Here is a 24,029-nt window from a genome sequence, read left to right as displayed (position 1 = left end):
CTCCGGCAGGATGGCGCGTCATAGTGTGCTGCCTGCATGCAGGAAGGATCGTTTTGTCATACCCTCAGCCACCCCAGTCGTTCCCGGGGCCGCCACCCCAGCCGGGCTTCCCCGCGGTGCCACCCCCGCCATCACCGGCAGGAGCGCCCCCGTACGGGATGCCGCCCGGCCTCCTCCCGGCGCCGCCGGTCAAGCGGAAGGGCACGAAGCGCAAGGTCTTCGGCATCCTGTTCGCGGCGCTCAGCATCTTTCCCATGCTGATCGGCGGTGTCGTGGTCCTGCAGGCATACAAGAACCATCAGATCCAGGTCTCGAACGACGCCTTCAACCCGGTGGCCTGGCACAACCTGAAGACCGACGAGATCTTCCCCGACTACCTCGGCTGGCCCCGCGGCGACGAGGAGACTCGCGCGTGGTCGCGGCAGGGGATCGCCAAGGAGGCGTCCTGTGAGGAGGCGCTCCGAAAGGCTTTCGCTGAGGCCCTCACGGCCAAGGGCTGCAAGGCCGTACTGCGCGCTACCTACGTGCACATCGGCGGAGACGCCGCGGCGACGATCGCGGTCATCGTCCTCGACTCCTATGCCGAAGCCAAGCCCGTCGTCGAGGAGTTCTACTGGGCCAAGGACCCCGGGCCGCTGGTCGTTCCGGTCGCGGTTCCAGGTACGCCCGCCGCCACGTGGGTCAAGGCGCGGGCCTTCGCCGGCGGCGCGACCGGGATCGGGTTCGACATGCCCTACGTGGCGGCGATTTCGGTCGGCCCGGCCGACGGCACTCGAAACATCGGCGTCCTGCCTGGGGAGTGGAAGCTGGACGGCGAAGAAGACATGCGGAGCTACCCGGACATGTCCGACATTCTGCTGAGAGGGTACGCCCAGGTGCTGGATTACGCGATCACGGGACGGGGTCAATGATCAAGCTGTCGTCCCGGGTCCGTCAGGTGTTCGCCGTCCCGGCCCTGCTCGCCGTGACCGCCGGCGTCGTCACCAGCACACCGAGCCCGGCCCGCGCGGCGCCGAACGGGTGGGAACTGGCGGCGATGTCCGTGCCGGCCGCGCACAAGATCAGCAAAGGCGACGGCGTCACGGTCGCCGTCATCGACACCGGGATCCGCACCGGCCACAAGGCGCTGCGTGGCCGAGCCACGGAGGGCACCGACTTCCTCGGCGAAACCGATCAGAAGGAGTCGTGGTACGGCCGCCACGGCACCTCCATGGCCTCCAGCGTGCTGGACGTCGCACCGGCCGCCCGGGTGCTGGGCCTTCGAGCCATCCGCGACGATGAAGATCCGGACTTCCAGACCTGGCTCGAGCAGATGGAGAGCTACGGAGAGAACCCGGACAAGGAGAAGCGCGAAGGGTTGGCCGTGGAGCGGGCGATCCGTGCCGCGGTTGACCAGGGCGCCAAGGTGATCTCCATGTCGCTCGCCAGTGAGACATCTTCCGGGTCCTATATTCATCGGGAAGCCGAGGCGATCGCGTACGCCTTGTCGAAAGGCGTGGTGGTGATCGCCGGCGCCGGCAACTGGGGTGACGAACAAAACGAGCTGGCCTACCCGGCCGCGTACCCAGGGGTGATCGCAATCGGCGCTGCCACCCCACAGGGCACCCGGGCGAAGTTCTCCCAGGTCCACAGCTATGTCGACGTCGTCACGCCCGGGGTGGAGATCTACTCCGCCAACATCGACGGCGGGCGCAAGAAGGTCCAGGGCACCTCGTCGGCCACTGCCCTCGCCGCGGGCGTCGCGGCGCTGCTCGTGTCGAAGTACCCCGACCTGTCGCCACGCCAGGTCGAACAGCTCCTCCAGCGGACCGCCTCGACCCACCGCAAGGGGCACAACCCGCAGACCGGGTACGGCATGGTCGACGCCGAAGCCGCGCTCAGGGCGGCCGCCGGCCTGAAGCCGGGCACGGCCGCCCTGCCGGTCGGCAAGCAGGGCGCAGGCGGCCACTTCGGCCCCGGGGACGACGGCACCCCGCAGCGCATCGGGCAACCGTGGGACAGGTCGTACCTGGTCGTCGGCGGCATCGGAGGTGGGCTCGGACTGCTCGGTCTGGTCATCGGCCTGGTCCTGTTCCTCGCCGGCCGCCGGGCCGCGGCTCACGGCCGGCCACCGGTCCCTGCACCGCGCTGATCACCAGCACGGCGAAGGGGTGGGCGTCGCACTCGCGGTGGCCACCCCTTCGCCGCGCGCACAGTCAGGCGAGCGTCCTCGGTCAGGCGGCCGGCTCCCAGCCGTACGCGGCGAGGGGCGGGTCGAGCGGGGCGTCGGTGAGCCGGTTGGCGAACGTCGAGATGGTGTACGTCCCGACGCCGAGCACCACGTCCAGCGCGTGCCTGGGCAGCCAACCCTCGGCGAGGAAGGCGTTCAGCTCGCCGTCGGGCACGGCGCCCCGGTGGTCGAGCACGGCGAGGGTGAACCGGCGGAGCGCGTCGAGCCGCCGGTCGGGCAGGTCGGTGCCCGCACGGAGCGCCGCGACCAGTTCGGGCGGGCCGCCGTGCCGGGTGAGGGTGGCGGTGTGCATGGCCACGCAGAGGTGGCACTCGTTGCGGGTGGCGACGGTCAGCACCACCACCTCGCGGGCGACCGGGTCCAGGTCGGTGGCCTCGAAGGCGGCGTTGGCGGTGAGGAAGCCCTTGAGCAGCTCCGGGGACTCGGCCATCAGCGCGACGGCGCCGGGCAGGTGACCGAGCTTGCGGTGGACGCCCGCCATGGTGGCGCGGGCCTCGGCGGGCGCGGTGTCGGGGGTGTGTGCGGTGAAGACGCCTCGGGACATGCCGAGCCCTCCCAGGTACGATAGTCAACGTGGTTGACCAAATAGTAAACGTGGTTGTCGAACGTGGCAACGCCTGACCGCCCCGGCTTCGCGCTCCCGCTGCTCCTGCTCGCCGGCTTCCGAACGCTCATCGACGACCTGCACGCCGAGCTGGCCCGGCAGGGCCACCCCGACCTACGCCCGGTGCACGGCTTCGTCCTCCAGGCGGTCGGCGTGCCCGGCACCACCGCCGGCGAGCTGGGCCAACGCCTCGGCGTCTCCAAACAGGCGGCGGGCAAGACCGTCGACCGGCTGGTGGCGCTCGGCTACCTGGAACGCGCCGACGACCCCGCCGACGCCCGGCGCAAGCTGGTCCGACTGACCGACCGGGGGCTGGACGGGCTGCGCCGCTCCGCAGCCGTGTTCGACCAGCTCCGGGACCGCTGGGTGGCCACCCTCGGTGCCGACCGGGTCGCGGCGCTGGAGGACGACCTGCGCCGGGTGGTCCCGGCCGACGTCTTCCGCCTCGACGTCCCCGGCTGGTTCGGCGCCTGAACCGTCAGGATCGGTTACGCCTCAGCGACCCGATATGACGGGGCAGACGCCACAGAGCTGCCAACGAGTCCTGGCCGCCCTCGCGCCAAGATCCGCACAACTTCCCTGAAAGAGTGCCCGCGCTCATGCACCGCGCCAGCACGGTCCTTGGAATCCCGTACGTGCACCCGGCCGGGCAGATTGCCGGCGACCTCGACACACGCGCCGCTGTCGTTGCCGCTCCGGGTGGACTTGCGCCACTGGGCGCCGTTCAGGTCCATGGCTCCGCGATCTCCTCGATAGTCGAGCTTGGGCGCCTCCCGTTTCAGAGAAGGAGACGCCGCGCAGGCGGACGAGACACATCGTGTCGGACGGTAGCGACCCGGAAGCGTCCTGTCAGGCCCGCAGCTCAGGTCCTGGAAGAGAAGTGGAGGCCCTGCCCTCGATGCCGTAGAGCACTCCCGGGTCAACCAGGATGACGTCCGGTCGCGTCGACGCGGCCGTGATCAAGTCCTCAGTGAACCCCTCCGCGCTCGCCAACAGCAGGCGAGTGTGGGCGGTGTCGACTCCTGGACGGCGGACGAGCAACTCCCGTACGCGCCGCAACCGCTCCAGGTCCGCCTGACCCAACCGTCGGCCCCACTTCGTCTCCCCGATCGCGAGCAGCGGACGCGGACCGTCACCGAGCGGCGGCTCACCCAGCGCGACGAGATCCAGCTCGTGGCTGGTACGGGAGGACGGGTCCGTCACGGTCGCGGCACTGGCCTCCGCGACGATGCCGTCGAAGACGTCGAGATCGGCGAAACGGATGGCCCACTGCCGAACGATCTCCTCGAACCGGGGGCCGAGGACCGCACTGGTGTACCGACGCTTCGACCTACGCCAGACGTCTCCGCCGCGCCGCTGTTCCAGCGCGGTCCAGGCGGGTCGCATGACGGCCTGGTAGAAGGTGATGAGCGGTTCGGTGATCCGGTAGCTGCTGCGTCCGCTCCGCAGCGGGTCCGGTTCTCGCACCAGCAGGCCGGCATCCTCCAGCACGGTGAGTGGATGTTGCAGGTCATTCGCCTTGCGTCCGATGTAACCGGCGATCCCGCCACGACTGGCGTTGCCCTCGGCAACCGCCGCCAGTACGGAGTGGTAGAGAGCGACATCACGCAGATCGGGGTCCTCGGCAAGCAGATAACGCGCCTCCCGGAACAACGGCCGCGCCGGGTTGAGGACCGCGCGCACCACCCAATTGTCGAAGTCGTCCGGACCGCTCGGCGCGTCGTCCTGGACGTACTCCCGACGATAGGCCGGCGTGCCACCCACGATGGCGAAGACCTTCACGGCCAGCAACGGGTCCTCGATGCCCCAGAACGTCGCGGCGGCCCGATAGTCCAGCGGCTGCACCGGTAGCTCCAGGCCGGCCCGGCCGCGCAGCGGGGCGGACCCGGCGAGCAGGCCACCCATGAAGGACAGGGCCGATCCGCAGAGCAGCAGACGGGTACGGGACTCGGCACGTTCCGGCCGCCCGGGAGTAAGGGCGTGCTGGATGATCGACGGAAGGTCCCGGGCCCCACGCACCAGATACGGGAACTCGTCGATGACCACGGTCACCGGGCGCTCCCGCCCCAGGGCGAGCAGGGCATCCACTGCCGCGCTCCAGTCCGCCAGCCGAACCGGGCCCGGCGCATCCGCGTAGGCGCCGAGCGCCTCGCCGAGCCGCCGCAGCGACTCCGCCGCCGTCGCCTCGGTGGCCCCGAAGTAGAAGCCGCCGCTGGCTCGGGCCAGCTCGTAGAGCAGGAGTGTCTTGCCCTGCCGGCGTCGCCCACTGACCACCCCGAGCGTCGCGCCGGGGCGCTCGTCGGTGGCGAAGCGGGTCAGCTCGGCCCACTCGACGTCCCGGTCGAAGATCCCCTTCGGCTTGGACAGTTGAGCCACGAGAGCCACCGCATTTCATAGAACTACAGTTCTTAGAAGTGTAGTCCTACATCTTGCAGAGGTAGGAGTAGACACGGTCGCCCCGTGGCGCGGCCGAGCGGATCGAGCTGGCCGACATCCCCGAGATCGCCTACCAGGTGACGCTCGGCGTCGACCGGGTGCTCACCGGCCGACGCCCGACGGGGATCAGTTGACGCCGGCGTACGAGTGCAGGCCGGTGAAGAAGAAGTTGACCCCGAACAGGTTCATCAGCATGGTCAGGAAGCCCAGGATCGAGATCCAGGTGGCCACGTTCCGCTTGACGCTCGGGGTGGCCCGGGCGTGCAGGTAGCCGGCGTACACCACCCAGGAGATGAACGCCCAGGTCTCCTTGGGGTCCCAGCCCCAGGCCCGACCCCAGGCCGCCTCGGCCCAGATCGCCCCGGCGATCACCGCGAAGGTGAAGATCGGGAAGGCGAAGGCGTGCAGCGCGAAGGTCAGCCGCTCCAGGCCGGCCGCCGCCGGCAGCCGGCGGGCCAGGGTGTACGGGAAACTCCGCCGCCCCTGCTCCCAGCCGGCCCGCATCAGGAACGCCGCAGCCGGCACCACGCCCAGCAGGAAGATGCCGGAGGCGAAGATGATCGTCGACACGTGGATGATGAACCAGTACGACTGCAGCGCCGGCATCAGCGGCGTGACCTGCACGTAGAGCTTCAGCTCGGCGAACGCCAGCAGCAGCACCATGACCAGGGTCAGGAAGAGCCCGAGCCGGCGCAGCGCGGGGTGCCGCCAGAGCACCGCCAGCCAGGCCCCGGCCCCGATGAAGGTGACCGTCAGCACGAACTCGTACATGTTGCCCCAGGGCATCCGCTCGGCGGCCACGCCCCGGGTGACGACCGCGCCCAGGTGCAGCACGACGGCGAGCGCGGTGACCCAGCCGGCGATCCGCCCGGCGAGCACGGCCCGGGTGGCCAAGCGGCTGGGGCGGGTCTCGGCCGGGGCCGGTGCCGGCGCCGACACGGTCCCGCCGGCACCGCCGACACCGGCGCCCACCAGCTCACGGGCCGGGGCGGCCGCCTTCACCGCCACCGCGCGGGCGTTGCCGAGCGCGTACTCGACGGCGTGGCTGATCATCGCGACCAGGTACGCCAGGATCGCGTACGTGACCAGCTGGTCGGAGAGTGCGGACATCACTCGACCCCTTCTCGCGCCCGGCCGGCGCGTCGCCCGTCGTCGCTGACCGCGGCGACGAGCTGCGCAAACTCGTCGGCGAACCCCGGATGCTCGGTGCGCGACAGCCCACCGGCCTCCACCAAACTACTACCGCGCGTCGGAGATCCACCCTCGGGGGGCGAAACCCGGAACCAGACCCGCCGCCGCCGGGCGAAGAGCGAGCCCATCAGGCCGGCGAGCAGCGTCACGCAGGCGCCGAGCATCAGCGTCTGCCCGGGGGCGTGGCGGACCGCGATGGTGATGTAGGGCTTCGTGCCCACGAACTCCAGCGTGCTGCCGTCGTCCAGGGTCCACTTCTCGCCCACGGCCAGCTTCTTGTTGCCGATCTCCTTGAGCTTGCCGTTGTCGATCTGCCGCTGGTCGAGCTGGTAGACCGACGCGGGGATGCCGGCGTCCAACCCGAGGTTCCCGCGGTAGGCGCGCAGGTTCACCACCGGGTTGCGCTCCTCGGGGAACTGCGACGCGACGAACGGGGCACTCTCCGGAGCGGTGGGCAGGTAGAGCCCGTCGAAGGCGATCTGCTGGTCCGGGTCCCGCTGGCCGCTCCTGGGGTCGACGTTCGCGTCCGGGAACGCGGCCACCCCCTCCTCCGTCGCGTTCGCGTCGCCGGTGCGCAGGAACGGTGCCTCGCTGGTCTGGGTGTTGCCGTACTTGTCGGTGTACCTGAGGATCGGCGCGTACCCGTTGCCGAGCAGGTAGACATTGGCCGAGCCGAGCCGCAGCGGCGAGTTCACCGAGAAGCCGGCGGTCCGCTCCGACCCGTCGGCCAGGTGGTCGACCTTCACCGTGGCCCAGTAGCGGGCGGCCTGCCCGGAGGCCAGGTAGTCCGCCTCGAACCGCTCCAGGGTGAGGCAGAACGGCGGCAGGTCGGCGCTGTCCACCCGGGGGCCGAGCGTCGCCTCGGCGTACTGCTGCCGGGTGTTGCAGAAGGCGTTGTCCGCGCCCGCCACGAGGATGCGGTTGCCGTGCCAGCCGTACCAGGACCCGACCGCGACCCCGAGCAGGACGGCGACCAGCGAGACGTGGAAGAGCAGGTTGCCGGTCTCCTTGAAGTAGCCCTTCTCGGCGGAGACCTCGTTGCCGCGGACCACGACCCGCCAGCGGCGGCGGCGCAGCACCGCCGCGATCGCCTCGGGGTCGGCGGCGGCCGGGGCCTCCAGCACCGCGTGCTGCGGCAGCCGCTCCAGGCGCTTCGGGGCGGCCGGCGGCCTCATCCGCAGCGCGCGGCCGTGGTCGCGGGCCCGGGGCAGGATGCAGCCGACCAGCGAGGTGAAGAGCAGCAGGTAGATCGCGGAGAACCAGACCGAGCCGAAGACCTCGAACATGCCGAGCTGGTCCAGGCGCGGGGCGAGGTCGGGGTGGTCGACGAACCACTGGTTGACCTTTTCCGGGCTGACGCCGCGCTGCGGGAGCACCGAGCCGGGGATGGCGGCGACGGCGAGCAGGAAGAGCAGGATCAGCGCGGTACGCATGCTGGTGAGCTGCCGCCACGAGTTGCGCAGCAGGGCCAGCACCGGGTTGACCCGCCGCCGGGGCGCGGGCGGGGCCGCCGGCCGGTCGTCCACGGTCGTCATCAGATGCTCACCTCGCCCACGCCCACGTGCGTCTGCAGCCAGATCACGAAGTTCTGCCAGCCGCCGGTGACCAGCGCCAGGCCGATCAGGATGAGCAGGGCACCGCCGATCCGGGTGACCCACCGGCTGTTGCGCCGGACGGCGCGGAACACCCCGAGCAGGCGGCGGAAGCCCAGCCCGAAGACGACGAACGGTACCCCCAGCCCGAGGCAGTACGCCACGGCGAGCAGCACCGCCCGGTCGGTCTTGCCCTCCGCCGTCGCCAGGCCGAGCACCGCGCCGAGCGTCGGGCCGGTGCACGGCAGCCAGCTCAGCGCGAAGACCGCGCCGAGCACCGGGGCGCCGAGCAGTCCGGCGGCGGGCAGCCGGCGGATGCGGAACTCGCGCTGCAGCCCGGGGATCACCCCGAGGTAGCCGAACCCGAGCACCACGACCAGCGCGCCGATGACGATCTCCAGCGTGCGCTCGTGCTCGAAGAAGAGCCTGCCGACGCCGGAGAAGAGGATCGCGGTGGCGGTGAACACGGCGGTGAACCCGGCGATGAAGAGCAGCGTGCCGGCGAGCACCCGCCCCTTGACCGCCGCCACCGGCCGGGCCGCCGGGGGCGCCGCGACGGCCACCGCGCCGCCGGTCGGGCCGTCCCCGCCGCCTTCGCTGTCCGCCGGGGCCCCATGCTCGGCCGGGGACGTTGACCGGGGATCGTTCCTCTGCGCCCGCCCCTCCAGGTCGGTGCCGGCCAGCCCGGTGACGTACGACAGGTAGCCGGGCATCAGCGGCAGGACGCACGGGGACAGGAAGCTGACCAGCCCGGCGAGCGCCGCCGCGCCCACGGCCAGCAGCAGCGGGCCGGACTCGGCGAGCTGGCGGAAGGTCTCACCCATCAGCGGGATCCGGACGCCGGCTGCTCGGCGGCGATCCGCTCGACGACGGGCCGCAGCCGGTCCTGGGTCACCGCGGCCCGGATCACGACGGCGATCCGCCCCTCGCGGTCCAGCACGACAGTGGCCGGGATGGTGTTCGGCGGGATGTCCAGGGCCAGCGCCAGCCGGCTCGCCGGATCGAAGAGGCTCGGGTAGGTGACCCGGCCCTCCTCGAAGGCGATCGCCTTGTCCTTGCTGTCCTGCACATTGATGCCGAGGAAGCTGACCCCGGACGCCTTGGTGGCCTGGTAGGTGGCTTCGAGGTCGTCGGCCTCGGCCCGGCAGGGCGCGCACCAGGAGCCCCAGAAGTTGACCACGACGACCTGACCGCGCGCGTCGGCGACGTCGTACCGGCCGCCGGTGAGCAGGTCACCGGCGAGCTTGGGGGCCTTCGACCGCTGGTCGGGCGCGCACTCGATGACGCCGTTCTGGTCGGAGCAGCGGCTCTCCTGGCTCCCGGAGGAGCAGCCGACCAGCGCCGTACCGGCGGTGACGGCGGCGAGCAGGGCGGCGACGAGCCTCCGGGTGAGCATCAGGCCCCCTTGGCCGTCCGGGCGGTCGGCGAGATCGCGATCAGGTGGGCCGCCGGCTCGGAGTACCCGATGCCGACGATCTTGGCGCCGTCGAAGTGGAACGAGGTGAGGCTGGCCAGCCCGCACTGCCGCTTGCGCGGGTCGTGCCAGAGCCGCTTGCGCTCGACGTAGCGGCGCAGCGTCCAGATGGGGAGCTGGTGGGAGACGAGCACGGCCTCGCGTCCCTCGGCGGCGATCCGGGCGGCGTGCAGCGCGGCGAACATCCGCTCGGCGATCGCCCGGTAGGCCTCACCCCAGGACGGGGTGACCGGGTCGCGCAGCACCCACCAGTTGCGCGGGTCGCGGAACGACCCGTCGCCCGGGGAGACCTTCTTGCCCTCGAACCAGTTGGCGCTCTCGATCAGCCGCTCATCCACCCCGACCGGGAGACCGAACTGCGCGGCGATCGGCTCGGCGGTCTGCTGCGCGCGTTCCAGCGGGCTCGCCACCACGTGCACCACGGTCTTGTCGGCGAGCGCCTGGGCGGCGGCCTTGGCCATCTGGACGCCCAGCTCGGAGAGACGGAAACCGGGCAGCCGGCCGTAGAGGATGCCGTTCGGGTTGTACACCTCGCCGTGCCGCAGCACGTGGACCACCGTCTCGCTCACGCCGCCACTCCGCTCCGCTCCGCGGCGGCGCGAGGCGCCACGCTACTGAGCCTGATGGTTCGCTCGCTCCGCTCGCTCACGACCTCTACCCCCCGTGTCCCGCCGCTGCCGCCGCCGTCGCCGCGCCCGGCAGGGCGTCGGCGATCTGCTCCAGGGCGGCGTCGTCGATCGCCGCCGACACGAACCAGGCCTCGAAGGCGCTCGGCGGCAGGTAGACGCCGGCTGCGAGCATCGCGTGGAAGAACGCCTTGAACGCGGGCACCTGCTGGGTGCGGGCGCTGTCGTAGTCGACCACGTCGACGTCGGTGAAGAAGATCGAGAACATGTTGCCCGCGGTCGCCAGGCGGTGCGGGACGCCGGCGGCGGCCAGCGCGTCGGTGGCGAGCTTGCCCACCACGGCGGCCGTCTCGTCCAGCTTCCGGTAGAGCGCGTCGTCCGCCAGCCGCAGCGTGGCCAGGCCGGCGGCGCACGCCAGCGGGTTACCGGAGAGGGTGCCGGCCTGGTAGACCGGGCCGGCCGGCGCCAGCCTGGACATGATCTCCGCACGCCCGCCGAACGCCGCGGCGGGCAGTCCGCCACCCATGACCTTCCCGTACGTCCACAGGTCGGCGTCGCTGGCGTCGAGGCCGTGCCAGCCGGCGCGGGAGACCCGGAACCCGGTCATCACCTCGTCGACGATGAGCAGCGCGCCGTACGCGTGGGCGATCCGGGCGAGCTGCTGGTTGAAGCCGTCGCGCGGGGCGACCACGCCCATGTTGCCGGCGGCCGCCTCGGTGATGATCGCCGCGATGTGCGCTCCCTCGGCGGCGAAGGCCTCCTCCACCGCGCGGAGGTCGTTGTACGGCAGCACGATGGTGTCGCCGGCGGCCGCGCCGGTCACGCCGGGCGAGTCGGGCAGGCCGAACGTGGCCACGCCGGAGCCGGCGGCGGCGAGCAGCGCGTCCGAGTGGCCGTGGTAGCAGCCGGCGAACTTGATGATCTTCGCGCGGCCGGTGAAGCCGCGGGCCAGCCGGATCGCCGACATGGTCGCCTCGGTGCCCGAGTTGACCAGGCGGACCTGCTCGACCGGGGTGCGGTCGACGATCTCCGCAGCCAGCTCGACCTCGCCCGGGGTCGGCGTGCCGAAGCTGGTGCCGTACGCGGCGGCGGCCTGCACCGCCTCGACCACCGCGGGGTGGGCGTGGCCGAGGACCAGCGGCCCCCAGGAGCAGACCAGGTCGACGTAGCGGCGACCGTCGGCGTCGAAGAGCCAGGGACCCTCCCCCCGGACCATGAAGCGCGGGGTGCCGCCGACGGCACGGAACGCGCGTACGGGGGAGTTCACCCCGCCGGGCACGATGGCCTTGGCGCGGTCGAACAGGGCCTCGGAGGCCGGCGCGTCGGCCGGGTAACGGCCGGATCCGGCGGAAATGGTCTCGGTCACGATGCCGCCATTGTGTCAGCGTCGGGCGGCTGATCAGCAGCCACCCCGCACGGGGGGTTACCGGGCTCACGCCGTCCGTCCGGCCGAGATCGACAGCTAAGGTGCCTCGACGGGCCGGGCGGTCGAGATCGCGATAGGCTAACCGGGTGGATCGTGCCGAACTGTCCATCGCGGTACACCGGTCGGGCGACGAAGCCGTGCTTCGCCTCGCTGGTGAGATCGACATGCTCACGGCCGCCCAGCTGTCGACCGTCGTCAATGAGGTGCTGGCCGATCCGCCGCCGCGCATCGTGCTCGACCTCGGCGGGGTGACCTTCTGCGACTCGCAGGGGCTCGGCACGCTGGTGGTGCTGAGCCGCAAGGCCAGCCACGCGCAGAGCCTCCTGGTGCTCAGCAACGTCGGCGACTTCCTCCTGCGCGTCCTGGACATCACCGGCCTCCGCTCGGCCCTGATGATCCGCAACGAAACCGCCCCCTGACCCACCCTCACCCCCCGCGCCCCCACCTCGCGCCCCGGCGATCATGAGGTTGACGGCGATGTCGATCTCGCCAGGCGCCGCCAACCTCATGATCAACCTGGTTGGCCGCGTGGGTCAGGTGACGGGGGTGTCGCGGCGGCGGAAGGCCGTGAGGCCGGCGAGCGCGAGCAGCAGCGCCACGAGGGCCAGCACGTAGAGCGGGGTGGCGTTCCAGTGCTCCCGCAGCACCTGCGGGGTGTGGTTGAACGGGGAGAGGTCCAGCAGCCACCGGTCCAGCTTCAGCACAGCGCCGAGCTGGCCGAGCAGCACGCAGACCGCGAGCACCGCCCAGGCCATCGAGGCGAGCCGGGGCAGCAGCCCGAAGAGCAGCACGGCGATCCCTGTCAGCACCCACGCCGCCGGCACCTGGGCCAGCCCGGCGCCGACCATCCGGGGCAGCTCCGCCGGCACGTCGTGCACGCTCAGCCCGTAGGTCAGGCCGGTGGTGAAGCCGGTCACGGCGAGCACCACCACCGGCCCGAGCAGCGCGAACACCACGTGGGACAGCAGCCAGGCCGAGCGTTGCACGCCGGTCGCCAGCAGCGGCTCGGCCCGCCCGGCGGTCTCCTCCGCCCGCATCCGCAGGGCGGCCTGGACGCCGTACCCGGCCGCGGCCAGGCCGGCCAGGCTCAGCGTGGCGCCCAGGTAGGCATCGGCCAGCCCCGAGGCACCGCCGATCCGGGCCATGATCTCCTCCAGCTGCGGGTTGCCCTCGACGGACCGGCCGGCGGCCTGCGCCGCCCCGCCGAGGATCAACCCGAGCAGGCCGAAGCCGACCGACCACCAGAGGATCTGCCCGCGGTGCAGCCGCCAGGCCAGCCCGAACGATCCGGAGAGGGCCCGGCCGGCGGCGGCCGGCCCGAGCCGGGGCGGCAGCACCCCGGCCCCCAGGTCGCGGCGCACCGAGACCGGGTACGCGACCGCCGCGATCAGCACCGACGCGACCAGCGGCAGGGCCAGCACCCACCAGCGCTCCCCCTCGTATGGCCGCACCCGCGGCGCCCAGCCCAGCGGGGAGAGCCAGCTCGGCCAGTCGTGCGTGGCGGTGTCACCCAGCAGCCGGAGCCCGAAGGCGGCACCGAGCACCCCGATGGCGATGCCCCGCGCCCCGCCCGCCGTCTCGGTGAGCTGGGCGGCCAGCCCACCGATCGTGGCGAAGACCACGCCGGTCAGCGTGGCGGACAGGCCGTACGCGTACGAGCCGGCCGCCGGCAGCCCGGCGGAGACCAGCCCGGCCGCGGTGAGCAGCCCGAGCAGCAGGTCGGCCGCGTACGTCACGAGCAGCGCGGCGGTCAGCCCGGCGTACCGGCCGAGCACCGTGCCGCCGAGCAGCTCCCGCCGGCCGGCCTCCTCCTCGGTGCGGGTGTGCCGGACGACGGTGAGCAGGCTGGCCAGCGCGATGATCACCAGCAGGAAGCCGGAGCGCTGGGCGGTCAGCGCGCCGACGCTGTCGCCGTACACCGGGCCGAGCAGCGCGACGATCGACGGGTTGCGGGCCGTGCCGGCGGCGTACGCGGCCCGGTCGGCGTCCGTCGGGAAGAGCTCGAAGAAGCTGGTCGCGTACGTCATCGGCAGGACGGCGAGCAGCAGCACCCAGAGCGGGAGCAGGACGCGGTCCCGGCGCAGGATCAGCCGGGCCAGGTGACGCGTGCCGGTCAAGGTGTTCATCGGGTCGCCTCGGCAGGGGCCGGTTGGCCGGGGATCGCCTCGTAGTGCCGCAGGAACAGCTCCTCCAGCGTCGGCGGCTGGCTGACCAGGCTGCGTACGCCCAGCTCGGTGAGCCGGCGCAGGGCGGTGTCCAGGGCGGCGGAGTCCACGTCGAAGCGCACCCGGTTGCCGTCCACCCGCAGGTCGTGCACACCCGGCAGGTCGGCCAGCCCGTCCAGTGGCGCGGCGACCTCGGCGTCGATCGCGGTGCGGTGCAGGTGGCGCAGCTCGCCGAGGGTGCCGGACTCGACGGCGCGGCCGTTGCGGATGATCGTCACCCGGTCGCAGAGCGCCTCCACCTCGGCCAGGATGTGGCTGGAGAGCAGCACGGTGCGGCCGTCCTGCTTGGCCCGGCGGACCCAGTGCTGGAAGACCTCCTCCATGAGCGGGTCCAGCCCGGAGGTCGGCTCGTCGAGGATGAGCAGCTCGACGTCGGAGGCGAGCGCGGCCACCAGGCCCACCTTCTGCCGGTTGCCCTTGGAGTAGGCCCGGCCCTTCTTGCGCGGGTCCAGCTCGAAGGACTCCAGCAGCTCGGCGCGGCGCTTCGGGTCCAGCCCGCCGCGCATCCGGCCGAGCAGGTCGATCACCTCGCCGCCGCTCAGGTTCGGCCAGAGCGTGACGTCACCGGGGACGTACGCGAGGCGGCGGTGCAGGGCGACGGCGTCCCGCCACGGGTCACCGCCGAGCAGCCGGACGGCCCCCGCGTCCGCCCGCAGCAGGCCGAGCAGCACCCGGATGGTGGTCGACTTGCCGGCGCCGTTGGGGCCCAGGAAGCCGTGCACCTGCCCGGTGCGGACGGTCAGGTCGAGTCCGTCGAGTGCCCGGGTCCGGCCGAAATTCTTCACCAGGCCGGACACCTCAATTGGGGTTTCCATACTTCGGAAGCTACGCTCGTTTCATAAACTTGTGAAGACTGTGAGAGCTGGGGCACCATCGTCTTCACGACTTTTTTACGGGAGGAGCCACCGCCGATGCTTGACGCCCACCGTCCGACCCGGAGCGAGGAAGGGGTCCACCTCTTCGTCGAGCGGATGGCGATGGCCTTCGCGGACGTCGGCATTCCCCGGATGGCCGCCCGGGTGCTCTTCACCGTGATGAGCGCGGACGGCCCGCTGACCGCCGGCGAGATCGCCGAGCGGCTCGGAGTCAGCGCGGCGGCTGTCTCCGGCGCGGTCCGCTACCTGACCCAGTTCGGCATGCTGGTCCGCGAGCCGGTCAAGGGCTCCCGGCGAGACCACTACCGGATGCCGGACAACCCCTGGTACGAGGCCACCATCGCCAAGACCGGCATCTACAAGAACTTCATCGACATCGCCACCGGCGGCGTGGACGCGCTGCACGGGCGGGCCACCCCGGCCGGCGAGCGGGTGGCCGAGATGCTGGACTTCTTCGTCTTCGTACAGGAGGAACTCGACACGCTCGGCGAACGGTGGCGCGCCCGGCGCGCCGCGGCGGGGCGCGGCGACCGGGCCGGCTGACAGCTCAGCCGGGGTTGCCCCAGCGGGCCTGCTCCAGGATGTCCACCGCGCGCTCCCGGGCGCCCGGGCCGTCGTCAGCGCGCAGCAGCGTCGTCGCCTCGTCCACCGCGTCGGTGAGCACCCGCCACTGAGCGTCCCGCTCCCGCACCAGGTCGGACTGGGCGGCGAGCTGCCGGGTCTTCACCCACAGCTCGACGAAGACCGACACCTTGGCACGCAGCACCCAGGGGTCGAACGGCTTGGTCAGGTAGTCGACCGCGCCCACGGCGTAGCCGCGCAGGGCGAGCTGGGCGTCCTTGTCCGCCGCCGTGAGGAAGATGATCGGCACGTGTCGGGTCCGCTCCCGCCGCTTGATGTGGGTGGCGGTCTCGAAGCCGTCCATGTCGGGCATCTGCGCGTCGAGCAGGATCACCGCGAAGTCGTCGACGAGGAGCTGCTTCAGCGCCGCCTCGCCGCTCTCCACCGCGACCGACTGCACCGGCAGCCCCTGGAGGATCGCCTCCAGGGCCATCAGGTTCTCCCGCCGGTCGTCCACCAGCAGCGCCTTGGCCGTCTGGGTCACGGGGTCTCCTCGCCTCGGCTCCGGCCGATCCAGGACGCCATCATCTCGATCAGCTCGTCCAGGTCCACCGGCTTGGTGATGTAGTCACTACCCCCGGCCGTGATCGCCGAATCCCGGTCACCGGGCATCGCCTTGGCGGTCAGGAACACGATCGGCAGGTCCACGAAGCGGTGATTGCGCCGGATCTGCCGGGTCGTCTCGTAGCCGTCCTGGTCCGGCATCATCGCGTCCATCAACACGATGTCCACCTCCGGATGCTCGGCCAACTGGCGGACGCCGTCCGCCCCGTTGTCCGAGTACAGCACGGTCATCCCGTGCAGTTCCAACGCGGAGGTCAGGGCGAACACGTTGCGGACGTCGTCGTCGACGATCAGGACGGTCACGCCCTCCAGCCGCCGGGCCGCCGGAGTCTCCTGCGGCTGCGGCAGCTCCATCGGCATGAGCAGCGACGACGGCAGGCCCGCGCGGCTCGGCGAGGGTGGCGCCGGCGCCACCACCGCGTCCGGTGCCAGCACGTCCGGTACGAAGAGGGTGAAGGTCGACCCCTGGCCGGGCGCCGACGACACGGTGATCGTGCCGCCGAGCAGGCGCGCCAGGTCCCGGCTGATCGACAGACCCAGCCCGGTGCCCCCGTACCGCCGGCTGGTGGTGCCGTCCGCCTGCTGGAAGGCCTCGAAGATCAGCGACAGCTTGTCGTCGGAGATGCCGATCCCGGTGTCGATCACCGTGAACGCGATCACCCGCCGGGCGTTGGTCAGCGCGGGCACGTCGAAGACCGCGTTCTCGGCGGCCGGGGCTATCCGCAGCGTCACCGCGCCGTGGTCGGTGAACTTCACCGCGTTGGAGAGCATGTTGCGCAGGATCTGCTGCAACCGCTGGGCGTCGGTGACCAGCGCCGGGGGCAGGTCCTTGCTGATCCGTACCTGGAAGTCGAGGCCCTTCTCCTCGGCCTGCGGGGCGAACGCCTGCTCGACGTAGCCGCGCAGCTCGGAGAAGCGCACCTCGGTCGGCTCCACATCCATCCGGCCCGCCTCGATCTTGGCCAGGTCCAGGATGTCGTCGATCAGGGAGAGCAGGTCCGATCCGGCGCTGTGGATGGTGCGGGCGAACTCGGTCTGCTTCGGCGTCAGGTTCTGGTCCGGATTCTCGGCCAGCAGCCGGGCCAGCAGCAGCAGCGAGTTCAACGGCGTGCGCAGCTCGTGGCTCATGTTCGCCAGGAACTCCGACTTGTACGCCGACGCCCGGGTGAGCTGCTGCGCCTTCTCCTCCAGGCCGAGCCGGGCCAGCTCGATCTCCCGGTTCTGGGTCTCGATGTTGGCCTTCTGCTCGGAGAGCAGCTTGGCCTTGTCCTCCAGTTCGGCGTTGGTGCGCTGCAGCTCCGCCGACTGCTCCTGGAGTTCGAGCGCCAGCCGCTGCGACTGGGCCAGCAGCTCCTCCGTACGCCGGTTGGCCTGGATCGTGTTGACCGCGATGCCGATCGTGGTGACCAGCCGCTCCAGGAACGACAGGTGCAGCTCGGAGAAGGTGATGACCCCGGCGAACTCGATCACGCCGAGCAGCTCGCCCTCGAACAGGACGGGCAGCACCACGAGGTCGGCCGGGGGCGTCTCGGCCAGCCCGGAGCGCAGCATCAGCCGCCCGTCGGGCTGGGCGCTGACCCTTATGGTCCGACGGGAGAGGGCGGCCTGGCCGACCAGCCCCTCGCCGGGCCCGAAGGTCACGTCGTGCCCCCGCGCCACATACCCGTACGAGGCGGTGAGCCGCAGCCGCATGCTCCCCTCGGAGCTGTCCGCCAGGAAGAACGCGCCGAGCTGCGCGTCGACCAGCGGGGTCACCTCCATCATGATCATGCGGCAGACCTCGCCGAGGTCCCGCTGGCCCTGGAGCAGGCCGCCGATCCGGGCCAGGTTGGAGTCCAGCCAGCCCTGCTCGGCGTTCTTCTTCGTCGTCTCCCGGAGGGTGACGATCATCTGGTTGATGTTGTCCTTCAGCTCGGCGACCTCGCCCTGCGCCTTGACGGCGATCCGCTGGGTCAGGTCGCCCCGGGTCACCGAGGTGGAGACCTGGGCGATCGCCCGGAGCTGGGTGGTCAGGGTCGAGGCGAGCTGGTTGACGTTCTCGGTGAGGTCGCGCCAGGTGCCGGAGACGCCCTTCACCTGCGCCTGACCGCCGAGCTTGCCCTCGGTGCCCACCTCACGGGCCACCCGGGTCACCTCGTCGGCGAAGGACGACAGCTGATCGACCATCGTGTTGACGGTGGACTTCAGCTCCAGGATCTCGCCCTGCGCGTCCACCGTGATCTTCTGGCTCAGGTCACCCTTCGCGACCGCCGTGGTGACCGAGGCGATGTTCCGCACCTGACTGGTCAGGTTCGACGCCATCGAGTTCACGTTGTCGGTCAGATCCCGCCAGGTGCCGGACACCCCCTTCACCTGCGCCTGACCGCCCAACTTGCCCTCGGTGCCCACCTCACGGGCCACCCGGGTCACCTCATCCGCGAACGACGACAGCTGATCCACCATCGTGTTCACGGTGTTCTTCAGCTCCAGGATCTCGCCCTGCGCGTCCACCGTGATCTTCTGCGACAGATCACCCTTCGCCACCGCCGTGGACACCTGGGCGATGTTGCGCACCTGGCTGGTCAGGTTCGACGCCATCGAGTTCACGTTGTCGGTGAGGTCGCGCCAGGTGCCGGCGACGCCGCGTACCTGGGCCTGGCCGCCCAGCTTGCCCTCGGTGCCCACCTCACGGGCCACCCGGGTCACCTCGTCCGCGAACGAGGAGAGCTGATCGACCATCGTGTTGACGGTGGACTTCAGCTCCAGGATCTCGCCCCGGGCGTCCACCGTGATCTTCTGGCTCAGGTCACCCTTCGCGACCGCCGTGGTGACCGAGGCGATGTTCCGCACCTGGCTGGTCAGGTTCGACGCCATCGAGTTCACGTTGTCGGTCAGGTCCCGCCAGGTGCCGGACACACCCTTCACCTGCGCCTGACCGCCCAACTTGCCCTCGGTGCCCACCTCACGGGCCACCCGGGTCACCTCGTCGGCGAACGACGACAGCTGATCCACCATCGTGTTCACGGTGTTCTTCAGCTCAAGGATCTCGCCCTGCGCGTCCACCGTGATCTTCTGCGACAGATCACCCTTCGCCACCGCCGTGGACACCTGCGAGATGTTGCGCACCTGGCTGGTCAGGTTGCCGGCGAGCTGGTTGACGTTCTCGGTGAGGTCGCGCCAGGTGCCGGAAACCCCGCGTACCTGGGCCTGACCGCCCAGCTTGCCCTCGATGCCCACCTCACGGGCCACCCGGGTCACCTCGTCGGCGAACGACGACAGCTGATCCACCATCGTGTTCACGGTGTCCTTCAGCTCCAGGATCTCGCCCTGCGCGGCCACCGTGATCTTCTGGGAGAGGTCGCCCCGGGCCACCGCGGTGGAGACCTGGGCGATGTTGCGCACCTGCGCGGTCAGGTTCGACGCCATCGAGTTGACGCTGTCGGTCAGGTCCTTCCAGGTGCCGGCGACGTTCGGCACCTCCGCCTGGCCGCCCAGCTTGCCCTCGGTGCCCACCTCCCGGGCCACCCGGGTCACCTGCTCGGCGAAGAGCCGCAGGGTGTCGGTGAGCGAGTTGAAAGTGTGGGCCAACTCGGCCACCTCGCCCTTGGCCGACACGGTGATCTTCTGCGACAGGTCACCCTTCGCCACCGCCGTGGCCACCTGGGAGATCGACCGCACCTGGTAGGTGAGGTTCGACGCCATGGTGTTCACCGAGTCGGTGAGGTCCTTCCAGGTGCCGGCGACCCCGCGTACGTCGGCCTGCCCACCCAGCTTGCCCTCGGTGCCCACCTCGCGGGCCACCCGGGTCACCTCGTTCGAGAAGGACGAGAGCTGGTCGACCATGGTGTTGACGGTGCGGCCGATGCGCAGGTACTCACCGCGCAGCGGGCGGCCGTCGATCTCCAGCGCCATGTGCTGGGACAGGTCGCCGTCGGCCACCGCCACGATGACCCGGGCGATCTCGGTGGTCGGCCGGCCCAGGTCGTCGATCAGCGAGTTGATCGCCCGCTGCCCCTCCGCCCACGAACCGTCCAGGCCCTCGTCGTCGAGGCGTTCGGTCAGCCGGCCGTCCCGGCCGACGATCCGGCTGATCCGGCGCAGGTCCAGGTGCTGCCGCTCCTGCAGCGACACCACGTCGTTGAAGGCGTCGGCCACCTCACCGGCCAGGCCGGCCCGTCGAGGCAGCCGGACCTTGAGGTCGCCCCGGCGCACCTGCCGCAGCGCCTCGACGAGGTCGCCAAGGAGCGCCTCGTGCTCGGGCGCGGACGGGTCCGCGGCTAGCGACTGTTTCGCCGTGGTCATCATTCCTCGCTCAGCTCGGGGCCAACCGGCTCGTGCCGACATCCCACCATTCTGCCCTCGGCAGGTCGAGGTGACGACCAGCCGACCCGGCGCGCCCCCTCGCTTGGCGGAGTGGCGCGGCGGGGGGCGCTTGGCACCGGGGACGGCGGCGGTGGAGGATACGAAGGTGTCAGCGGAGGCGGGGCCCGCGATGGACGGCGGCGCGGACGAGCACGTCCGGCGTGTCCGGCTCCCCGCCGACCGGCGTACGCCCGCCGCGGCCCGGGCGCTGGTCCGGTCCGTTCTCGGCGAGGCGGATCTGGACGAACTGCTCAACGAGGCCCTGCTGCTCACCACGGAACTCACCACCAACGCCATCGAGCACGCGCGCACCGAACTCGACATCGAGGTCGAGGCGGACAACGGGGGACTGACCGTCACGGTCACCGACTTCGCGTCCGGTCCGGTCGAGGAACTGATCGTCGGGGTACGCAACGTCAGCGCCGAGATCGCCGAGGTGGCCGAGCGCGGGCGCGGCCTGCTGCTGGTGGACCACTTCGCCAGCCGGTGGGGCACCACCTACCTGCCCACCGGCAAGGGCGTCTGGTTCCGGCTCGACCGGCACGAGGTGACGTCCGCCACGCCGCCGGCCGTGGCCGAGCACCACACGGCGGTCACCCCGGGCGGGGCGACGGACAGCGCCCCGAGCGCCGCCGCGATGAGCGAGCTGATGCAGACCACCCCCGACCCGTACGCGGACGACCCGCTGCCGGAGTTCGCCAACGGGCTGCTGGCCCGGCTCGCCGAGATGGTGGGCGCGGCCGGCGGCGTGGTCCGGCTGGACCGGGGCGACGGGCAGGGCACCCAGGTGCTCGCCCGGTACGGCCGGCAGCTCCGGGCGGGCAACGAGCTGCTCCGGGTGCCGCTCGCCGTGCACCGGCCGTACGCCGGTGACCTGGAGCTGGACGCGGCGCCGTCGGCGTACGCCCGGCCGCTCGCGGTGCTGGCCGCCGAACGGCTCTCGCTGCACCTGGAGAACGACCGGCTGCGCCGGGCGGACGTCCGCCGGTCGGCCTGGCTGACCTTCCTCGCCGAGGCGAGCGAGCTGCTCGCCCAGTCCCTCGACGTCGAGCTGACCATGGCGCTCATCCCGCAGCTGGTGGTGCCGCGGCTCGGCCAGTGGTGCGCGGTGCACACCACCGACGAGTGGGGGCGGCTGCGGCTCGCCGCGTGCAGCCACGCCGACGAGTCGGTGCTGCCGCAGTTGCACCGCGTGCTCGAGGAGACCGGACCGGACTCGATCCAGGCCCGGCTGCGGGAGGCGTCCCGGAGCGCCGCGCAGGTGCCGCTCAGTGGGCCGATGGAGGGCTTCGCCGTGCCGCTGATCGCCCGCGGGCAACGGCTCGGCACCCTGGCCGTCGGCCGCCACCAGCGGCATCGGCACGACCCGGACGAGGTGTCGGTGCTGGAGGACGTGGCCCGGCGGGCCGCCCTCGCCATCGAGAACGCCCGCATCCACGCCGAGCGTCGACGGGTGGCCCAGACCCTCCAGCAGTCGCTGCTGCCGCCGGTGCTCCCGGTCGTCGAGGGCATCGGCTTCGCCGCCGAGTACGTCCCGACCGGCGACGATGCCGACGTCGGCGGCGACTTCTACGACGTGGTCCCGTTGCCGGACGGCCGGTGGCTGGTGGTCATCGGGGACGTCTCCGGCAAGGGCGTGCAGGCGGCGGCGGTGACCGGTCTGGTCCGGGACGTGATCCGGGTGCTGGTCGGCGACGGCAAGCCGCTGCCGGAGGTGCTGGGCCGACTCAACGAAACGCTGGTGGAGCGCGGCAGCGGCCGGTACTGCACGCTGGCGCTGGCGGCGGTCGGGCCGGGTGAGGGCGGCCAGCTCGACGTGTCCCTGCACCTGGCCGGGCACGACCGCCCGGTACTGCTGCCCGGTGGCGGTGGGGCGGCCTTCGTCGGCACCGGCGGTACGGCGCTCGGGCTGCTCGACTCGATCACCACCCCGACGGCCGAGATCACCCTCGGCCGGGGTGACGCGCTGATCTTCTACACCGACGGGGTCACCGAGCGCCGGCGCGGCCGGGAGCTGTTCGGCACCGAACGGCTGCGCGAGTCTGCGGCCCCGCTGGCCGGCTACTCCGCCGACGTGGTCGCGGCCCGGCTGCGCGCCACGGCGATCGGCTTCTCCGTGGAGACCCCCCGCGACGACATCGCCATCCTCGTCCTCCGCAACGACACCCTCTGACCGCCGCCCCTCTGGCGGCGTTGATCAAGAGGTTTGCGTCCGGCGCGGGCCGCCGGATCCTGACGCAAACTCCTTGACCAACGAGAGCGGGGCCGGGGGTCAGAGGCCGCCGGGGAGGCGGCCGGGGGCCAGGCGATGGTGGGGGTCGAGGTGCGCCTTCGCCGTGCGGAGGCAGGGCAGGGTGGGCAGCTCACCCCAGAGATCGACGGCGCGGCGGACCGGGGCCGGGGCGGACACCACCACACAGCGGCCCTGGCGGGCGAGGAGCACCCCACGGACGGCCGCGAGGATCGAGGCCACCCGGTCGGGGGCCAGCGAGCCGGGCAGCGCGGCGTGCACCGTGCCGACCCCGGCGGACCCCCGGACCGGCACCGGGCTGCCGGCCGCGTCGCGCAGCGCGTAGACCGCCGCGTGCAGGTCGTTGATGGGCACCTCGATCCGCAGCGCGGTGTCGCCGGGGGCGAAGGGGTAGCGCCCCCACCACTCCGGCGCCGCGTGGCCGACGACCGCATCGCCGCCCAGCAGGGCGGTGAGCCGCTCGGCCCGCTCCGCGACGTCCGCCGGGCCGCCCTCCAGCAGCACCACCAGGCTGCCTGCGGCGGCCGGCCGGGTGGCCTGCCCGGTCAGCGCCGGGTGGTCGGGTCGCCCGGCGACCGACGGGTGCCACGGGGAGACCCGCCGGCGCGGCAGCGGCACCGGTACGGGCAGGTCCAGCTCGACGGCCGCCGGGTCGAGCCGGGCGGCGAGCACCGCCCGGACCAGGTCGTGCACCTCCAACGGGGTCCAGACCGGCCGGGACACCCAGACCCGGCTGGCCGGCGCGGCCTGCACCCGCAGGGTGGCCGAGACCAGCACGCCCAGGCCGCCCTGCGAGCCGCAGAGCAGCCGGGCCACGTCCAGCCCCGGCAGGTCGCCCGTGCCGAAGAGCGCCGCGGCACCGCCCGGCCCGCCGGCGGGCGTCGCCGAGCCGCTCGCCCGGTTGCGAGCCGTCGGTGCCGCCCGGCCCAGCGACGGCGTCCCGGGCTCGCCGACGCTGACGAGTTCGCCGTCGGCGTCCAGGTAGCGCACCCCGACGAGTTGGGCGCACGGGCTGCCGTGCCGGAGCCGGAGTGGGCCGGCCTCGTCGGCGGCGAGCACTCCGCCCAGGGTCGCCCCCGGGGAGGGCGCGTCGATCGGTAGGCGCTGGCCGGTGCGTTCCAGGGTGGCCTGGACCGCCCGGAGCGGGGTGCCCGCGCCGATCTCGGCCACCCCGGAGCCCTGCGGTTCGTGCCAGATCCCGGCGAGCCGGCCGGTGTCCAGCATGATGTCGACCTGCGCCGGGGCGGCCCCCCAGTCGATCTTCGTGCCGGCGCCGCGCGGCACCACCGTCAGATCGTGCGCGGCGGCCAGCCGCAACACCTCCGCGGCGGCGTGCGGGCCACCCGGCACCGCCACCCAGCGGGCCGTCCGGCCGGCCACCTCGTCGGCCGGGCCGGCGAACCGGGCGAACGGCGGGCCGCAGATCTCGGCCAGGCGCCGGGTGATGTCGAGGGCTCCGGGACGATGGGTGGAACTCGCTGCAGCCGCCATGGCGGTCATCGTACACATGTTCGAAAGACTCGGCGGCAAGTTGCCGGATCCGGCAGAGCGCAGGCCCGGAGCCGGGCGGCCG

The 24,029-nt window shown here is 72.1% G+C and carries 19 protein-coding genes and 1 pseudogene; 6 read left to right on the top strand and 14 right to left on the bottom strand.

The window, feature by feature from the left end:
• Positions 1–158 precede the first annotated feature (158 nt).
• Together ACFYM6_RS02515 and ACFYM6_RS02510 are read left to right on the top strand one after the other, a co-directional pair.
• The gene (locus tag ACFYM6_RS02515) at positions 159–911 is read left to right on the top strand and encodes a hypothetical protein (protein WP_387271493.1); all 753 of its coding nucleotides are present in this window, start codon (positions 159–161) and stop codon (positions 909–911) included.
• Entirely contained in the window at positions 908–2,131 is a 1,224-nt protein-coding gene (locus ACFYM6_RS02510; protein ID WP_387271491.1) for a S8 family serine peptidase, read from the top strand. Before ACFYM6_RS02515 ends, ACFYM6_RS02510 begins: the two co-directional genes overlap by 4 nt.
• 82 nt (positions 2,132–2,213) lie before the next feature.
• Here the strand turns inward: ACFYM6_RS02510 and ACFYM6_RS02505 are convergent, their stop codons facing one another.
• Positions 2,214–2,774 carry a carboxymuconolactone decarboxylase family protein gene (locus ACFYM6_RS02505; protein ID WP_387271489.1) on the bottom strand — a complete coding sequence of 187 codons (561 nt, stop codon included), beginning with the start codon at positions 2,772–2,774 and terminating at the stop codon, positions 2,214–2,216.
• 63 nt (positions 2,775–2,837) lie between these two features.
• Here ACFYM6_RS02505 and ACFYM6_RS02500 point away from each other — a divergent pair, with 63 nt between their 5' ends.
• Positions 2,838–3,308, top strand: a complete 471-nt coding sequence (locus ACFYM6_RS02500) for a MarR family winged helix-turn-helix transcriptional regulator (protein ID WP_387271487.1) — start codon at positions 2,838–2,840, stop codon at positions 3,306–3,308.
• A 134-nt stretch (positions 3,309–3,442) separates the two neighbouring features.
• Here ACFYM6_RS02500 and ACFYM6_RS02495 read toward each other — a convergent pair.
• The 8 genes and pseudogenes from ACFYM6_RS02495 to hemL all read right to left on the bottom strand — a co-directional run.
• Positions 3,443–3,568, bottom strand: a pseudogene (locus ACFYM6_RS02495) (DUF397 domain-containing protein); the annotation flags it as partial.
• 115 nt (positions 3,569–3,683) lie between these two features.
• Positions 3,684–5,210, bottom strand: a complete 1,527-nt coding sequence (locus ACFYM6_RS02490) for an ATP-binding protein (protein ID WP_387271485.1) — start codon at positions 5,208–5,210, stop codon at positions 3,684–3,686.
• A gap of 186 nt (positions 5,211–5,396) precedes the next feature.
• The gene (ccsB, locus tag ACFYM6_RS02485) at positions 5,397–6,380 is read right to left on the bottom strand and encodes a c-type cytochrome biogenesis protein CcsB (protein ID WP_387271483.1); all 984 of its coding nucleotides are present in this window, start codon (positions 6,378–6,380) and stop codon (positions 5,397–5,399) included.
• Positions 6,380–7,996 carry a cytochrome c biogenesis protein ResB gene (locus ACFYM6_RS02480; protein WP_387271481.1) on the bottom strand — a complete coding sequence of 539 codons (1,617 nt, stop codon included), beginning with the start codon at positions 7,994–7,996 and terminating at the stop codon, positions 6,380–6,382. Before ACFYM6_RS02480 ends, ccsB begins: the two co-directional genes overlap by 1 nt.
• A complete protein-coding gene (locus tag ACFYM6_RS02475) occupies positions 7,996–8,877 on the bottom strand; it encodes a cytochrome c biogenesis CcdA family protein (protein WP_387271479.1) in 882 nt (293 codons plus the stop codon). The genes ACFYM6_RS02480 and ACFYM6_RS02475 overlap by 1 nt, the downstream gene beginning before the upstream one ends.
• Positions 8,877–9,449, bottom strand: coding sequence for a TlpA disulfide reductase family protein (locus tag ACFYM6_RS02470; RefSeq protein WP_073834163.1), 573 nt, complete (start codon positions 9,447–9,449; stop codon positions 8,877–8,879). The genes ACFYM6_RS02475 and ACFYM6_RS02470 overlap by 1 nt, the downstream gene beginning before the upstream one ends.
• The gene (locus ACFYM6_RS02465) at positions 9,449–10,096 is read right to left on the bottom strand and encodes a histidine phosphatase family protein (protein WP_073834164.1); all 648 of its coding nucleotides are present in this window, start codon (positions 10,094–10,096) and stop codon (positions 9,449–9,451) included. Before ACFYM6_RS02465 ends, ACFYM6_RS02470 begins: the two co-directional genes overlap by 1 nt.
• An 85-nt stretch (positions 10,097–10,181) precedes the next feature.
• Positions 10,182–11,519 carry a glutamate-1-semialdehyde 2,1-aminomutase gene (hemL, locus tag ACFYM6_RS02460; RefSeq protein ID WP_387271477.1) on the bottom strand — a complete coding sequence of 446 codons (1,338 nt, stop codon included), beginning with the start codon at positions 11,517–11,519 and terminating at the stop codon, positions 10,182–10,184.
• Positions 11,520–11,665: 146 nt separating this feature from the next.
• Between hemL and ACFYM6_RS02455 the strand changes: the two genes are divergently transcribed.
• Positions 11,666–11,998, top strand: coding sequence for an STAS domain-containing protein (locus ACFYM6_RS02455; RefSeq protein WP_387271475.1), 333 nt, complete (start codon positions 11,666–11,668; stop codon positions 11,996–11,998).
• A 114-nt stretch (positions 11,999–12,112) separates the two neighbouring features.
• On the opposite strand, the gene ACFYM6_RS02450 is transcribed toward ACFYM6_RS02455, so the two are convergent.
• Positions 12,113–13,705, bottom strand: coding sequence for an ABC transporter permease (locus tag ACFYM6_RS02450; RefSeq protein WP_387271473.1), 1,593 nt, complete (start codon positions 13,703–13,705; stop codon positions 12,113–12,115).
• The gene (locus ACFYM6_RS02445) at positions 13,702–14,619 is read right to left on the bottom strand and encodes an ATP-binding cassette domain-containing protein (protein ID WP_387271471.1); all 918 of its coding nucleotides are present in this window, start codon (positions 14,617–14,619) and stop codon (positions 13,702–13,704) included. The genes ACFYM6_RS02450 and ACFYM6_RS02445 overlap by 4 nt, the downstream gene beginning before the upstream one ends.
• A 96-nt stretch (positions 14,620–14,715) precedes the next feature.
• Here ACFYM6_RS02445 and ACFYM6_RS02440 point away from each other — a divergent pair, with 96 nt between their 5' ends.
• Positions 14,716–15,222 carry a GbsR/MarR family transcriptional regulator gene (locus ACFYM6_RS02440; protein ID WP_387271469.1) on the top strand — a complete coding sequence of 169 codons (507 nt, stop codon included), beginning with the start codon at positions 14,716–14,718 and terminating at the stop codon, positions 15,220–15,222.
• Positions 15,223–15,226: 4 nt separating this feature from the next.
• Here the strand turns inward: ACFYM6_RS02440 and ACFYM6_RS02435 are convergent, their stop codons facing one another.
• Together ACFYM6_RS02435 and ACFYM6_RS02430 are read right to left on the bottom strand one after the other, a co-directional pair.
• Complete coding sequence (locus tag ACFYM6_RS02435; RefSeq protein WP_073834170.1) at positions 15,227–15,784, bottom strand: two-component system response regulator; 558 nt, start codon at positions 15,782–15,784, stop codon at positions 15,227–15,229.
• Entirely contained in the window at positions 15,781–20,148 is a 4,368-nt protein-coding gene (locus ACFYM6_RS02430; protein WP_387271467.1) for a HAMP domain-containing protein, read from the bottom strand. The genes ACFYM6_RS02435 and ACFYM6_RS02430 overlap by 4 nt, the downstream gene beginning before the upstream one ends.
• A gap of 163 nt (positions 20,149–20,311) precedes the next feature.
• Here ACFYM6_RS02430 and ACFYM6_RS02425 point away from each other — a divergent pair, with 163 nt between their 5' ends.
• The gene (locus ACFYM6_RS02425) at positions 20,312–22,378 is read left to right on the top strand and encodes a SpoIIE family protein phosphatase (RefSeq protein ID WP_387271465.1); all 2,067 of its coding nucleotides are present in this window, start codon (positions 20,312–20,314) and stop codon (positions 22,376–22,378) included.
• A 99-nt stretch (positions 22,379–22,477) separates the two neighbouring features.
• Here the strand turns inward: ACFYM6_RS02425 and ACFYM6_RS02420 are convergent, their stop codons facing one another.
• Positions 22,478–23,947, bottom strand: a complete 1,470-nt coding sequence (locus ACFYM6_RS02420; protein ID WP_387271463.1) for an FAD-binding oxidoreductase — start codon at positions 23,945–23,947, stop codon at positions 22,478–22,480.
• Positions 23,948–24,029 lie beyond the last annotated feature (82 nt).

The organism is Micromonospora sp. NPDC006431 (assembly GCF_042870725.1).
Taxonomy (GTDB): Bacteria; Actinomycetota; Actinomycetes; order Mycobacteriales; family Micromonosporaceae; genus Micromonospora.
Note: the sequence above shows the minus strand (reverse complement) of the source record. Positions and strands in the feature narration are given on the sequence as shown.

Excerpts from the sequence above, each read along its gene's own strand:
- ACFYM6_RS02440 (WP_387271469.1), top strand. The coding sequence starts at position 14,716 with ATGCTTGACGCCCACCGTCCGACCCGGAGCGAGGAAGGGGTCCACCTC.
- ACFYM6_RS02445 (WP_387271471.1), bottom strand. The coding sequence starts at position 14,619 with ATGGAAACCCCAATTGAGGTGTCCGGCCTGGTGAAGAATTTCGGCCGG.
- ACFYM6_RS02430 (WP_387271467.1), bottom strand. The coding sequence starts at position 20,148 with ATGATGACCACGGCGAAACAGTCGCTAGCCGCGGACCCGTCCGCGCCC.
- ACFYM6_RS02470 (WP_073834163.1), bottom strand. The coding sequence starts at position 9,449 with ATGCTCACCCGGAGGCTCGTCGCCGCCCTGCTCGCCGCCGTCACCGCC.
- ACFYM6_RS02480 (WP_387271481.1), bottom strand. The coding sequence starts at position 7,996 with ATGACGACCGTGGACGACCGGCCGGCGGCCCCGCCCGCGCCCCGGCGG.
- ACFYM6_RS02450 (WP_387271473.1), bottom strand. The coding sequence starts at position 13,705 with ATGAACACCTTGACCGGCACGCGTCACCTGGCCCGGCTGATCCTGCGC.
- ACFYM6_RS02420 (WP_387271463.1), bottom strand. The coding sequence starts at position 23,947 with ATGGCGGCTGCAGCGAGTTCCACCCATCGTCCCGGAGCCCTCGACATC.
- ACFYM6_RS02515 (WP_387271493.1), top strand. The coding sequence starts at position 159 with ATGCCGCCCGGCCTCCTCCCGGCGCCGCCGGTCAAGCGGAAGGGCACG.
- ACFYM6_RS02475 (WP_387271479.1), bottom strand. The coding sequence starts at position 8,877 with ATGGGTGAGACCTTCCGCCAGCTCGCCGAGTCCGGCCCGCTGCTGCTG.
- ccsB (WP_387271483.1), bottom strand. The coding sequence starts at position 6,380 with ATGTCCGCACTCTCCGACCAGCTGGTCACGTACGCGATCCTGGCGTAC.
- ACFYM6_RS02505 (WP_387271489.1), bottom strand. The coding sequence starts at position 2,774 with ATGTCCCGAGGCGTCTTCACCGCACACACCCCCGACACCGCGCCCGCC.
- ACFYM6_RS02510 (WP_387271491.1), top strand. The coding sequence starts at position 908 with ATGATCAAGCTGTCGTCCCGGGTCCGTCAGGTGTTCGCCGTCCCGGCC.